This window comes from Aurantimonas sp. A2-1-M11 (assembly GCF_036549475.1).
GTDB lineage: Bacteria > Pseudomonadota > Alphaproteobacteria > Rhizobiales > Rhizobiaceae > Aurantimonas.
Map to the genome: position 1 here is coordinate 69,645 of NZ_JAZHLI010000017.1, position 13,440 is coordinate 83,084.

Below are 13,440 nucleotides of genomic sequence, written 5' to 3' on the forward strand. Positions count from 1 at the left end.
GTCAGTCCGATTCCGCCTTGGCGCTATCGATTCCCGCCGCGAGGGCTTCGCGCGAGATCTCTCCAAAATGCAGCGAGCGGAGCGTTCCGGTCGCGTCGAGAAACAGCGTGGCCGGGTAGCCGGAGACGCCGTAATGCTGTGCGAGCGCATACCCACGATCAAGCAGGACATGGTCGATTTTGAGGTTGGCCCTCGCCATGAACTGCGACGCGGTTTGCGCGCCTTCGCCCTGGTTGGCGAAGACGAACACCGCGTCGTCGCGGGCTGCGGCCATGCTTACCATCATCGGCATCTCGCGGCGACATGGCGGGCACCAGGTCGCCCAGAGATTGAGGACGACCGGCTTCCCGGCGAAGTCCGACAAAGACCGGTCGGCGCCGTTGAGCATCGCGAAGCTTTCGGCCGGTGCGGCGAGGGCGGTGGTGGTGGCGACGAGTTGCCAGGCGGTGTTCCAGACGACGAACGCGCCGGCCAGCGCGCCGATCGACCATGCCCGCAGGCGGACATCGCGGAAGACGTAGAGCGTGTAGAGCAGCGCGGCGGCGAGCCCGGCCCACACCAAAAAGCCGCCTTCCCGGATGCTGAAGATCCGCAGCGGTTCGGGCGCGAAGGTCTCCCAGTGCAGCGCGACATGCCCGAGCCGGGCCGCGACGAGGCCGATCGGCACGACCGTCAGCGACCAGTTGCCCAGCCGGGTGTCGACTTGGCGCGTGAGGAGGGCGGCGACGGCGAGAAACACGACGAAGGCGATGATGCCGGCAAGGCGGTCGCCCGCGAAGACCAGCGGGCCGAGGGTGAGGGCGGTCATGTCAGTTGCCCCTCGCAAGGCGGACGCGCTCGAGGAAGTCCTCGGCGGAGATCTCGCCAACGACGCGCGATCCGGGCGCCTCGGTGCCGTCGGGGGCGACGAACAGCATGGTCGGCGGCCCGACGACCGCAAGCTCGGACATCAGCGCGGTGGATCCGGGGCGCTCGTCGGTGACATCCACCTTGAGCAGCCGATATCCGGCGAGCCGTGCCTGCACCGCCGGATCACCGAACACTTCGCGCTCGATCACGTCGCAACTGACGCACCAGTCGGCGGTGAAGTATAGCAGCGTCGGCCGGTCGCCCGTGGCGATCGCCTCCGCCACCGCTTCCGGCGCCTCGACCATGTCGAAGCTCAGCGTTTCGGCAACGCGTGCCGCGCCGTTCGAGGCCAGGGGCGCAAGCGGGCGCAGGGGATCATTCGCCCCGGCGACCGCGCCGACGGCGAGCGTTCCCCCGTAGATCAGGGCCAGCACGCCCGCCGTCTGGCCAAGCCGGCGCATTATGCCGCTTTGGCCGCTGCGGCCGCCGAGCCCGCCTAGCGCTACCCCGACGCCGATCAGCAGTGCTGCCCAGAGCCACAGCGACACGACGGGCGGCAGGATGCGGCCGATCATCCAGATGGCGAGCGCCAGGAAGGCGATGCCAAAGGCGTAGGTGACGGCCTGCATCCAGGGTCCGGCCCGGGGCATGATGCCCGCGCCGAATGTGCCGAAGGCGACAAGCGGCACGCCCTGGCCAAGGCCGAGCGCGAAGAGGGCGCCAGCGCCGAGGCTCACGTCGCCGGTCTGGCCGATATAGATGAGCGCGCCGGCGAGCGGCGCCGTGACGCAGGGGCCGACGATCAGCGCCGAGGTGAAGCCGAGGGCTGCGGTCGAGCCGATCCCGCGGCGCCCGGCCGTGGCGCCGGCGACGGCGTTGGTCCAGGCGCTCAGCAGTCGCAATTCGAACAGGCCGAACATCGACAGCGCCAGTCCGACGAAGACCAGTGACACGGCGATGATGGCGGGCGTCGATTGCAGGGCCATCTGGAGATTCTGGCCGGACCAGGCGGCGGCGACCCCGAGCATGCCGAAGGCCATGGCCATGGCCAGCACATAGATCGAGGAATGCAGCAGCCCCCGCCTGGCCGATGAGCGGCCCGTCTGCCGGCCGAGTTGCCCGGCAAGGATGGGGTACATCGGGAAGACGCAAGGGGTGAAGGCGAGGCCGACGCCCAGCAGGAAAAACATGCCGATCGCCCAGGCCGCACCGCCGTCGGCGAGCAGCGATCCGACGAGGCCGCCGGATGCGCGGTCCACCTGGATCCCGGAGTTCGGCGATTGAGCCGTCGCCGGCAGGTTGCTGACCACCGTGCTAGCGCGTGTTGTCTCGAAGGCATCGCGGAAAGTGGATGGCGTCAGCGCCGGCCATTCCGATCCACCGTTGGCGGGACGCGCCAGAGGCTGCCCCTGGGTCCCTGGCCCGCTTTGCGCCGCCGCCAGTTCGATCGTCCGCGTCACCGGCCGGTAGCAGATGCCATTCTCCTGGCATCCCTGAAACGAGACGGCGATCTCGGAGGCCCCGGCCGGCACCGAAGCCAGCGTGGCTGTCGCCGCGTCGTGGAAGACCTCCATGGTGCCGAAATTCGGGTCGTCCTTTGACTCGCCGCGGGGCAGGTCGAGCGGGATGCTCCTGCCCGTCGGGGTCGTCGCCGCAATCTTGTCGCGATAGAGGTAGTAACCCTCGGCGATCGCCCAGCGCAGTTCGACGCCACCGGTGGCGGTCGCGGTGCCGGTCAGCGCGAAGGCCTTGTCGACGGCCAGCGGCTCCGACTGGGCGCCGGCCGCAACGGGTGCTCCGATGGTGACGGCCATGATGGCCGCGGCCAGGAAACGTCTGATCGCCATGATCCTCTCCGGTCGACTTCTTGGACCGGGTGGTCGGACTCCAAGCTTAAGGCAGCCTTAAGGTGGATGGGCAGGATCGCAGTCGTCGGCAGCAACGGACCGGAGCAGGAATGCGCATACTCATCGTGGAGGACGACGACATCATCGGGAACGGCCTGAAGGTCGGTCTCGGCATGAGCGGCTTCACCGCCGACCTCGCCGATTGCTGCGAGGCTGGGGAAGCGGCGCTGGCGGTCGGCGGGTTCGACGCCGTGATCCTCGACGTCATGCTGCCCGACGGATCGGGCCACGAGATGCTGGCGCGGCTGCGCCGACGCGGCGACACGACGCCGGTGCTGCTGCTGACCGCCCTCGACTCCTTGCCCGACCGGGTGCGGGGCCTCGACGGCGGCGCCGACGACCATCTCGGCAAGCCGTTCGAGCTCGACGAGGTTGCAGCACGCCTGCGGGCGCTGCTGCGCCGAGCCTCGACGCGTGCCGGCAGCTTCCTCGAATGGGGCGGCGTGCGGCTCGACCCCGCGACGATGACGGCCGTCAAGGATGGCCACGAAATCCGCCTGTCGCGGCGCGAATTCGCCGTCTTCCACGCCCTGATGCAGCATCCCGGCGCGATCCTCTCCAGGCCGCAGCTGGAGGAAAAGCTCTACGGCTTCGACGAGGGCGTGGAGAGCAACGCCGTCGAGGTACATGTCCACAATCTTCGCGCCAAGTTCGGCAGCCGCTTCATCGAGACGCTGCGCGGCGTCGGCTACCGCCTGCGCAGGCCCGACCAATGACCGGGTCGCTGAAGGGTCGGCTATTCCTGCTGCTGCTGGTCACGACGGGGGTCGTCTGGCTGTCGGCCACCGCCTGGATCTACGTCAGCACCCGTGCTGAGGTGGAGCGCGTCCTCGACGCGCGGCTGATGGAAGCGGCACGGATGGTGTCCTCGCTGGTCCAGAGCCAGGACATCGACATGGATGCCGCGGCGCAGATTGCCGCCCCGGCCGTCGATGCCGCGCGCGGTCCCTACGAGCGACATCTGTCCTGCCAGATCTGGTCGCTCTCGGGCTCGCTGCTGGGCCGTTCCGACGGGGCTCCCGCCGAGCGGCTGTCCAATCATACGGACGGCTTCGCCGAGCGGATCGTCGACGGGGAAACCTGGCGGGTCTATGCGGTGCGCGATCCGTCCAGCGGCGTCGAGGTCCTCGTCGGCGACAATCTGGAAATGCGCGCGCGCCTGGTCCGCGACATGGTCAAGGGCCTGCTGCTGCCGATGCTGCTGATCGCACCCCTGCTGGCAGGCATAATCTGGCTCGCCGTCCGGCGCGGCATGCGGCCGCTCGACCGGCTCGCCGCCACCCTCGGCGAGCGCGAGGCCGACGGGCTGCACCCGTTGCCGAGCGAAGCCAGCGTCTCCGAGATCCGGCCGGTGGTTGCATCGCTGAACGGGCTCCTGGAGCGGGTGGCTTGGGCCCGCGACCACGAGCGGCAGTTCCTGGCCTATGCGGCGCACGAGCTTCGCACGCCCCTGTCCGGCCTGAAGACCCAGGCCCAGATCGCCACGCGAAGCGACGACGCTGCAATCCGCTCGGCAGCGCTCGCCCAGATCGTCACGGCCGTGGACCGGACCTCCCGCCTGGTGCGGCAGCTTCTCGCCACGGCGGAGGCCGAAGCGGTGTCCGCCGAGGACGACCGGTCGCCGGTCCCGCTCGCGCCGCTACTGCACGATCTGCTCGGCGACCAGAGGGCACGGCTGGCGGAGAAGGGCGGACATCTCGTCGTCGATGCCTCGCTGCACGACATCGTGGCAGGCAACCAGAGGCTGGTCTGCCTGGCCTTGCGGAACCTCGTCGAAAACGCCGTCAGCCACTCGCCGCAGGGCGGCACCGTGGTGCTGCGCCGGTCCGGTGCAGCGATCCTGGTGGAGGACGAGGGGCCCGGCATGCCGGACGACGAGTTGGCCCGGGCCACGGAGCGCTTCTTCCGCGGCAGGGACCATGTGGCCGTCGGCAGCGGGCTGGGGCTCAGCATTGTCAAGCTGTGCGCCGAGAAGCTCGGCGGAAATATCGAACTGTCGAATCGCGCATCCGGGGGACTTGCGGCGCGCCTGACGATTCCGGACTTGCAGGTACGAGAAGCGCAGGCGTGCCAGTCATCGTAGGCGGCATCGTCGAACATCGCCATGATAGCGTCCAGGCAGAGCCCCGGAGTTCGCGGAAGGGCCGCGCAATCATCTTTTTCGTCCCTCACGCGAACGGCGAATGACAACTGCGAGTGCGGGCCGTGCAACAAGTTCGCACCATCTGTTCATCGGGAGCATCACGCGTGCCCAGCGAGCCTTCGACGGCTTCGCCGTTGGCTCGGGAAAAGCCGGAAGAGTTCCGCCCGGCCCTCGAGCAGTTCCGGGCCAACAGCGCAGCCGTGATCGCAGCCGAGCCCGTCGCCGTCGGCGCCTCGCTATCGCCGCAGGACCTCCCCGAGCGTCTTGCCGGTGTTAAGGAGGTGGATGCGCCAGGTCGCGGCGGCGGCCGCGCTGTCGCGGGCACGAAGCGCGGCCATGAGCGCTTCATGTTCCTGAAAGGCTTGCAGCCATCGATCCGCATCGAGGATCGCCATGTACCGCCCGCGCTGTGCCCGCAGCATCAGCCGCTCATGCACATATTGCAGTTCCTCGTTGCCGCTCGCCGTCACCAGCTTCTGATGGATCGCCGAGTTCAGGTCGAAATAGGCATCCTTATCACCCGCGTGGAAGGCCTTCGCCATGGCGGCGTGCATGGCTTCGAGCTCTGCAATCTCCCCGTCGCTCATGCGCCGGGTAGTCAGTTCCGCTGCAAGGCTCTCGACGGAAGCGATGACCTCGAACAGCTTGACCGCCTCCTCGCCCGTATACGGCGCGACCCGCGCGCCGCGATTCACCTCGATCACCACGAGCCGTTCCTCGGCCAGCACCTTCAGGGCTTCGCGCAGGGGCGTCGGCGAGACGCCGAGTCTGTCCGACAGGCTGGCCACGGGCACCTTTTCGCCCGGCTGCAACTCCCCGTGGATGATCATCTGCCGCAGCGTCTCGGCAACCTCGTGATGCAGGGAATGGCGCCGGATGCGCGCCTTTGCGGGGCGGTCGCCGGACGGACGGCCGGATCGCGGAAGGGTGCTGGAGATCGGGCTCAACTCAGGTCTTTCTCGGCAGGCCTCGTTACCTCTATGTACGCCAAACGACCAACTGGAGATAATCCCATGCAGCCTGCCGGCCCGTCATCCCGTTCCCTGCCATACGCCCGGTCGCCAGTGGCTGCCCGATGACCGGCCAGCCAAATCCCGTCGAAGCCTTGGCGGCAGCGTTGATCGCGGCGCGGCGCTCGCATCACCCGATGGTCCGCGACGAGGCCGATCGCCTCGGGGAGATGATCGGCCCCGACGGCGCCTATGCGGTCCAGCAGCTTGTCTGTGACGCGTGCGGCCCCGCCGTTGCCTGGAAGACCGGCCGCAAGAGACCGGAGGATCCGGTGATCGCCGCCCCGGTGCTGGAGGGTGGCCTGCGAGCGTCCGGGGCTGCGTTCTCGACGCGCGAACTGGGCGCCTGCGGCGTCGAACTCGAGATCGGCTTTCGCCTCGAGCGGCCGTTGCCGCCGCTGGACTCGCCCGATTTCCCGACGCTGGCGCGTGCCTGCGTGACCCCCATACCGGTCATCGAGATCGTCGACGGCCGGATGGACGGATTCATGGAGGCGACGCCGCTCGCCAAGCTGGCCGACAACCAGATCAATGGCGGCCTGGTCTACGGCACGCCGTCGGAAGCGGGTGGGCTCGATCTCGGCCAGCCGGAGGTCCGGCTGACATTCAATGGTCAGGACGTTGTGTCCGGCCGCCAGCCCGTGCCGGGTGGCGACGCGTTCTCGGTCTTCATGGCATTTGCGCGGATGGTCGGAACCCATTGCGGAGGCCTGCGGCCGGGCCAGATCGTCACCACCGGATCGCTTTCGGGCCTGCCGTTCGTTCCGCCGGGCACGAGGATCGACGGCTGGATCGCGGGCCTGGGCCATGTGCGGACCGCCTTCGTCGAGGCCAATGCCGACGGCGGTCAGGATGCGGCGATGTCCGGCCAGCGATCGTCCCATGGACATCGTTCCTCATAGGCGGCCCCGACGGCCAGAAGCAGCGCTTCTGCGCCGAGATCGCCGACCAGTTGAAAGCCGATCGGCAGGTCTGCTGGTCGGACCTGGCAGGGCAGGTTGATGGCAGGGTGGCCGGCGGCGTTCACCCAGCCTGTATAGACGGCGTGGCCCCGCGGGCCGACGGCCTGGCCGTCGATCCTGTCCGGAAAGGCCGTCGTCGCCTCCCATGGCATCGCGGCGCAGGACGGCATCAGGATCAGGTCGAACGACGCGAAGGCCTGGGACACGCGCCTACGAAGCGCAGCGACGGTCTCCATGATCTCCAGAAGATCGCTGGCGGACCGCGCTGCGCCGCGCTCTGCCATGGCGACATATTTGGCGTTTGCCTTGTCGGCGAAGCAGGGCTCGACGGCCAGAAGGCGTGCGAGTCCGATCTCGGCGATCGACGACCAGACCGCCGCGAGCCCCGCGCAGTCGAAGGGCAGATCGGCCTGCGTGACGTCGTGACCCATGGCGGTGAAACTGTCCGCTGAGGCACGCACGGCCGAAAGGATCTCGGGCGCGCACGGGTTGGCGTCGATCCGCTCGACCAGCAGGATGCGCAGCGGCCGCCTGATCGTCTCTGGTGTGGGACGCCGGCGCGATGCGGGATCGGCGCGGTCGGACCCGGCAAGGACGCTGTCGAGGAGCGCGGCATCGCGGATCGAGCGGGTGAAGCAGCCGACGACCTCGAAGTCGAGCAGCACCTGCGGTAGGCCGTCGGCGCGTGGCACGTGGCCGTTCCCAGGCTTGAAGCCGACCAAGCCCGTATAGGCCGCCGGACGCCGAGTCGAGCCGCCGCCATCGGTGCCGATGCCCACCGGCACGAGCCCGGCCGCGACCGCCGCGACCGATCCGCCGCTCGATCCACCCGGCGTTAGGTCCGGCGACCAAGGGTTGCGGGTGACGCCGAAGAGATCGTTCGACGTGTAGCCCTCGACGGCGAATTCGGGCGTGTTCGTCTTGCCGAGTAGAATCGCGCCGGCCTCGCGCAGCCGGCGGATCGGCAATTCGTCCTGCGGCGCGATCGTGTCGGCATAGAGCCGGCTGCCGAAGGTGGCGGGCATTCCCGCCACGGCGAGATTGTCCTTCACCGCGACCGGCACGCCGTCGAGGGCGCCCTGGGGCGTGCCGTTTCGCCAGCGTTCGGCCGACGCCTCGGCCTCGGCGCGGGCCGTGGGCGACAGGCAGACGAAGGCGTTGAGCGAGGGATCGATGCGGGCGATTCGCGACAGGGCCTCGTCGACCGTCGCCATCGGGTCGATCGCTCCCTGCCGGTATCCCTCAACCAGCGCCGAAGCGTCGAGGCGCCAGCTTTCCGTGGCAGAAGAGGTCATGTGCGATCAGCCCGACATGTTGCGCGGCAGCCAGAGGACGATCTCCGGCGCGAAGATGAGGAGGATGGTGAAGGCGATCATGATCAGTGCGTAGGGAAATGCGCCGTAGACGACGTCGGTGAAGGGCCCGCCGTCCTTTCGCACGCCCTGCACGACATAGAGGTTCATGCCGACCGGCGGCGTGATCATGCCGAGTTCGCACATCAGGACGACGAAGATGCCGAACCAGATTGGATCGACCCCGGCGGCCGTGACCACCGGTAGCGCGATGGGGATGGTCAGGACCTGCATCGACAGGACGTCCATGAACATGCCCAGGAACAGATAGAAGACGATCAGGATCAGAAGCAGGCCGGTCGCCGACAGCCCGAAGGAGGCGACCCACTGGGTCATCGCCTGGGCGGCCCCGCCAAGGGCCAGGGTGACGTTCAGCATGAAGGCCGCCGTGATGATCAGGAGGATCATGCCGGTGGTCTTGGCGGATTGACGAAAGCAGATGTCGACGACCTCCCAGGTCAGCCGGCCTTCGCGGAAAATGAAGCCGATGGCCACGACCACCGCGAGGGCGGCCGATTCCGTCGGCGTGGCGATGCCCGCATAGATGGAGCCCATGACGACCAGGAAGATGATCATCGGCGGGATCAGATGTTTGGCGAGGGCCAGACGCTCGCGAAGCGGGAGCAACGGCTCCCGCGCGTCCTCGGAACCGCGTTCCTCGATCAGGCTCTGGACGGCGATGAAGATCATGAAGCTGAGGGTCAGCAATATGCCGGGAACGATGCCAGCGATGAACAGCTGGCCGATCGACGTCTCGGCGAGCGAGCCGTAGACAAGCAGGTTGACGCTGGGCGGGATCAGGATGCCGAGCGTGCCGCCGGCGGCCAGGGAGCCGAGCGACCGGCTCGGCTTGTAGCCGCGCCGGTCGAGATTGGGCAGCGAGACCGTGCCGATCGTCGCGGCGGTGGCGACGGACGAACCCGAGGTGGCGGCGAACAGGGCGCAGGACCCGATATTGGTGTGCAGCAGCCCGCCCGGCAGCCGGACGAACCAGACGGCGAGGGCGGTGTACATGCGGTCGGCCATGCCGCCGCGAAGCAGCAATTCGCCCAGGAGGATGAACAGCGGGATCGCGGTCAGGACATTCTCGTTCTGGACGCTCCAGGCGACCGGGCCCATGGACTGGACGAGCGGCCAGCCGAAGAGCAGCGTTCCTCCCACGACACCGGTCGCGACCATGATCACCGCTACAGGCACGCTTGCGAGCAGCATCGCCAGCATGGCGACGAACCCGATGATGACGGCGGAAACGGTCATTGGCGGAGGTCCGGAACGGGGAGGAGAAGGCGGGACGGGCGGTCAGCGGGCATGGACGTTCTCCAGCTCTTCCTTGACCTCGTCGTCGACGCCTTTCGGGTCGAATGCTTCGGACAGGTCGTCGAGACGGCCGCGCAGCAGCAGGAAGGTGGCGTACAGCGCCAGGCCCGTGGCGACGAAGGCGAAGAGCAGATAGCCGGCGTACCAGCCGGCCTGCGGATAGATCATCGGCGTCGCCCAGGGCGTGGGCGCGGTGCTGCCATAGGCCATGGTGTCGATGATGACGAACCGGCCGACATAGATGAGGAAGAGGCCGAACAGGGCGAGCGAGACGATCGACAGCCAGTCCAGCACGGACCGGACGGTCGCCGGCAGCCTGCGATGCAGGAAGTCGATCCGCACATGGGCGCGGTCGACCAGAGCGACCGTGAAGGCTAGCGACGAGCCGATGGCCAGGACATAGCCGCCGAGTTCGTCGGCCCCCTCGAACGAGAAGTTGAACAGCTTGCGTGCGACGGTTTCCGCCGCCACGAAGAAGGACAGCGCGACGAGCGAAATGCCGAATATCCAGCTGGCGAACCTGGCGAAGTGATGCATGAACCGTCCCCAATGCCGTGGCAGCGCGAAAAAACTGCCGTGCGCCGGGCGGCCATTGCAGCCGCCCGGGATTGTGCAACGTCAGACTAGAGGCCGAGCGCCTTGCCCACGGTCTTCTGCCAGTCTTCGGAGCAGGTCGGGTTGACCTTGTCGCAGATCTCCTGCCAGCCGGGGAAGGAGATGTCGCGCAGCGCGCTCTGCATCGTCGCCCGGTCCTCGTCGGACACCGGGACCAGCTTGAGGTCGTAGGCCTGCACCGTATCGCAGGGTTCCTCGCCCACATTGCAGCGCACCGCGTCCTCGAAGATCTCCTCCGAATAGGCCCAGATCTCCGAGACGAGGCCGTCGAAGGCCGTCTGGAGCTTTTCCTGCTGTTCCGGCGAGAACTTGTTCCAGGTGTCGAGATTGATGCCGTAACCCTGCACCGCAATCTGGAACGCGATCGGCAGCATGTTGCTGGTCTCCTCCGGCCAGCCGGCGGTGTTCGCCGAGCTTGGGCCGGTGATCGCGCAGTCGACAACACCGCGGGCCAGCGACTGCTGCACCTCCGAGAAGCTGAGCGGGACAGGGGTTCCGCCGACCGAGGAGACGAAATTGGCAAGGCTCTGATCGTAGACCCGGACCTTCTTGCCGCTCAGATCTGAGAGCTTGGCGATGTCGGGCTGACAGAACAGCACCTGCGGGCCGAACGGCCAGACGCCGAGCAGCTTTGTGTTGAACTTCTCCTGCAACTGCTTGTCGACGACGGGCAGGAAGGCGTCGGTCGTTTTCTTGGCGGTGGCGTAATCCGGGTTCTGGCCGACGAGATCGAGGCCGAGAATGGTCGGCTCGTCCCGCGAGATTTGGGACATGCGAAGGGAGATGATGTCGAACAGGCCGCTCTTGAGAAGCCGCAGCTGCTCGGTGTCCTTGACGCCGGTGACGTCGACCGGCGTGTAGCTGGCGCTGACGTCCAACCCGGTCTTTTCCGCCAGGTTCTCAAAGAAGGGCGCTTCGTAGTTTTTGGGGATGAGACCCGTCGACGTCGGCTGGCCCATCACCTTCAGATCGATGGTCTGCGACAGGGCAGGGGTGACGAGGGCGGCCGTACAGGCGGCCGCCAGAAGCATGGCTTTGAATGTCATGATGCACTCTCCGTTGAGGCCGGCTTGCCGGCAGAGGATGTGTCAGGGCCCGAACCGGACGGGACGCCTGTCGCGAAAGCCTGCGTTGGCCGCAGGTCTGTGATGCTGGAAAACTCGGCGAACAGCCGGCCCCAGCCGGTGATCCGGGCCGTGTCGAGGTCGACGAGGCGGGCCGTGGCCCATGCCGTGATGGCAACCGAGTCGATGACGGGGATGTTGAATTCGCGTTCCAGCGCGGCTGCCACCGGTGCGCCGCGGAAATTCGTGCAGACGATCGCGATCATCTGCGGTCTTGCTGCCGCAACGCCGCGAACGCAGTCGGCGACGGCGTCCGGCGTGTACTGGCAGAACGAAAAATTGCCGCGGTCTTCCAGATGCCGCTCGGCCACCACCTCGATGCCCTGACGGGTATAATTGGAAATGATCCGCTCCTGCACCTCGCCGAGATACGGCGTGACCAAGCCGATCCGCGTGACACCTGCAGCCTGGAACAGGCGGTCATAGGCCAGCATCGTCGTCGTCGCGGCGATGCCGGTGGCGGCCTCGATTTCCTGGCACAGCGCCAGATCACGCTCCAGCCCGAGCCAGGCTGACGAGGTGCCGTTCCACGCGATGACGTCGACGCGGGCATCGGCCAAGAGATGGGCGGCATCGAGAACCGGACCGAGGTCGAACTGCGCCTGCGAGCCTTTCGACATGGAAATCTCGGTGACCCGGAACCGGCCGAAATGCACACTGGCCTCTGCGCCGAACGAGCGGAGGATCTCGGCCGTGTAGGGCTCGAGCACCGTGTTCGACGACGGCGTCAGCATCCCGATTCGTGCCGGCATGCTCCTGATCGGGCCATCTGGCCGCATGGCCTGCGAGAGTTCCAATCGTGCCTACCTTCATTCCGCATTCCTCTGGAACTCCATATTCAATTGTTAATTGAATGTCATGTAAAGCCCTGTTTTTGATGAAATATACGCCATTGCGCTGGTGAATTGGATTGCAGTCTGCCCATTTGACAGGCGGGGCTGGGCGTCGACCGCGGGCGGAAATGTTGGCAGAGTAGCCATGAGATCGGTCGCGCACCGGCTCCAAGGAACCGGGTCGGCGTGTGGCGAAGAGGTGACCTCAGGCATGGTCGTCCCTGCGACGCCAGGGGGCCTCAGAAGACCGCGCCTGCACCGACGCAGGAGGTGGCTGCGGTGAGCCGATACGAGGCCCGGCTCGCGGCCCATGAAGGGCGCCCCAGGGGGCCGGCAAGACGCTGTACGAAGGCGTCTACTGTGCCCGCGGCCAGGCCGAGAACCACATCAAGGCGTGGAAAGCCCATCTCGCCGCCGATCGCACTTCGTGCAGCAGCGCCGCCGCCCACCAGCTCAGGCTGTTCCTGCATGCCGGCGCCTACTGGCTGATGTGGACCCTGCGCGCCGCCCTGCCGAAGCGCTCGCCGTGGCGGCGCGCCCAGTTCGACACGCTGCCTGCGTATCGTGAAGATCGCCGCACGCGTCGACGACATGAAGACCCGCATCACGCTGCACCTGCCGATCGCCTGTCCCGCCGCCCCCCTGATGCGCCTGCTTCTCGAGCGACTGCCGCGCATGGCGCCAGTCTGACGACTGCCCCGGCCGTCGCCCCCGCTCGCCCCGAAACCGCAACCTCAAAACCCGAACATCCCGAACCGCGCCGCCACCGCGAGCGCGCCAACACCCATGGCGGAGCTCGAGAACGCAGAGCGGACACCGTCAACCGCGCGCTTCAGCGACGACTTGATGCATAGCCCAGGCTGGATCGGTCCAGCGGCGGGCAGGGCCAGCCGTCTCGCTCGATTACCAGCATCGTCTCATTTGCGATGTCCCCTGTCTGTGCCCCCGGTTGAACGCGAAATCACCACCGGCGGAAGCGGAGACAGTTCAGATCCCCAGCAGACTGTAGGGAGAGCGCGGCGCACCCGTCCTTGGCATCTGACGTGCAAAGAAACCATAGGACGCTTGGACGCTTCGCCTACACGGTTTGGAGAGCGAAAATGCCGCGATAGTTACGCAAGGTCATGCTGACTTATCAATAAAAAAGGCGACGGTACTTCGCGGACCTGCTAATAATGAAGCTAGCATGCTCCATTAAGTGAGTATCGGTGATGCCTAGTGGATTGACTCCAACGTTTGGAACCCTCGGCTTCGTGCAGCGATGATGGCGTCTGGATCGGCGCGCCAGACGAAGGGCTTCGGGTTTTGGTTGTGCTCGGCGACGAAGC

General features: G+C 67.1%; 11 protein-coding genes and 2 pseudogenes. 4 read left to right on the top strand and 9 right to left on the bottom strand.

All coding sequences use genetic code 11. The features are described from left to right. Nucleotide 1: 1 nt before the first annotated feature. Nucleotides 2-808 carry a TlpA disulfide reductase family protein gene (locus VQ042_RS10140; protein ID WP_331818775.1) on the bottom strand — a complete coding sequence of 269 codons (807 nt, stop codon included), beginning with the start codon at nucleotides 806-808 and terminating at the stop codon, nucleotides 2-4. A gap of 1 nt (nucleotide 809) precedes the next feature. Next, nucleotides 810-2,696 (bottom strand): protein-disulfide reductase DsbD, encoded by a 1,887-nt coding sequence (gene dsbD, locus VQ042_RS10145; protein WP_331818777.1) that lies wholly within the window; start codon nucleotides 2,694-2,696, stop codon nucleotides 810-812. A 110-nt stretch (nucleotides 2,697-2,806) separates the two neighbouring features. Between dsbD and VQ042_RS10150 the strand changes: the two genes are divergently transcribed. Beyond that, nucleotides 2,807-3,472, top strand: coding sequence for a response regulator transcription factor (locus VQ042_RS10150; protein ID WP_331818779.1), 666 nt, complete (start codon nucleotides 2,807-2,809; stop codon nucleotides 3,470-3,472). Continuing rightward, entirely contained in the window at nucleotides 3,469-4,839 is a 1,371-nt protein-coding gene (locus VQ042_RS10155; RefSeq protein WP_331818781.1) for an ATP-binding protein, read from the top strand. The genes VQ042_RS10150 and VQ042_RS10155 overlap by 4 nt, the downstream gene beginning before the upstream one ends. 296 nt (nucleotides 4,840-5,135) lie before the next feature. Here the strand turns inward: VQ042_RS10155 and VQ042_RS10160 are convergent, their stop codons facing one another. Beyond that, nucleotides 5,136-5,846: a GntR family transcriptional regulator gene (locus VQ042_RS10160; protein WP_331818783.1), complete on the bottom strand. Its 711-nt coding sequence runs from the start codon at nucleotides 5,844-5,846 to the stop codon at nucleotides 5,136-5,138. 128 nt (nucleotides 5,847-5,974) lie between these two features. Here VQ042_RS10160 and VQ042_RS10165 point away from each other — a divergent pair, with 128 nt between their 5' ends. Continuing rightward, nucleotides 5,975-6,811, top strand: a complete 837-nt coding sequence (locus tag VQ042_RS10165) for a hypothetical protein (protein WP_331818785.1) — start codon at nucleotides 5,975-5,977, stop codon at nucleotides 6,809-6,811. Here the strand turns inward: VQ042_RS10165 and VQ042_RS10170 are convergent. The 5 genes from VQ042_RS10170 to VQ042_RS10190 all read right to left on the bottom strand — a co-directional run bounded on the left by VQ042_RS10170 (nucleotide 6,757) and on the right by VQ042_RS10190 (nucleotide 12,031). Further along, nucleotides 6,757-8,166 (bottom strand): amidase, encoded by a 1,410-nt coding sequence (locus VQ042_RS10170; RefSeq protein WP_331818787.1) that lies wholly within the window; start codon nucleotides 8,164-8,166, stop codon nucleotides 6,757-6,759. The two genes, VQ042_RS10165 and VQ042_RS10170, sit on opposite strands and share 55 nt — an antisense overlap. A 6-nt stretch (nucleotides 8,167-8,172) precedes the next feature. Beyond that, a complete protein-coding gene (locus tag VQ042_RS10175; RefSeq protein ID WP_331818789.1) occupies nucleotides 8,173-9,480 on the bottom strand; it encodes a TRAP transporter large permease in 1,308 nt (435 codons plus the stop codon). Nucleotides 9,481-9,522: 42 nt separating this feature from the next. Beyond that, nucleotides 9,523-10,077: a TRAP transporter small permease subunit gene (locus tag VQ042_RS10180; RefSeq protein ID WP_331818791.1), complete on the bottom strand. Its 555-nt coding sequence runs from the start codon at nucleotides 10,075-10,077 to the stop codon at nucleotides 9,523-9,525. 86 nt (nucleotides 10,078-10,163) lie between these two features. Next, complete coding sequence (locus VQ042_RS10185; RefSeq protein ID WP_331818793.1) at nucleotides 10,164-11,201, bottom strand: TRAP transporter substrate-binding protein; 1,038 nt, start codon at nucleotides 11,199-11,201, stop codon at nucleotides 10,164-10,166. Further along, nucleotides 11,198-12,031, bottom strand: coding sequence for a maleate cis-trans isomerase family protein (locus VQ042_RS10190; protein WP_331818795.1), 834 nt, complete (start codon nucleotides 12,029-12,031; stop codon nucleotides 11,198-11,200). The genes VQ042_RS10185 and VQ042_RS10190 overlap by 4 nt, the downstream gene beginning before the upstream one ends. A gap of 407 nt (nucleotides 12,032-12,438) precedes the next feature. On the opposite strand from VQ042_RS10190, the pseudogene VQ042_RS10195 reads away from it, so the two are divergent. Then, nucleotides 12,439-12,802 (top strand): annotated as a pseudogene (locus VQ042_RS10195) (transposase); the annotation flags it as partial. Between the two features lie 525 nt (nucleotides 12,803-13,327). Here the strand turns inward: VQ042_RS10195 and VQ042_RS10200 are convergent. After that, nucleotides 13,328-13,440 (bottom strand): annotated as a pseudogene (locus VQ042_RS10200) (IS630 family transposase); the annotation flags it as partial.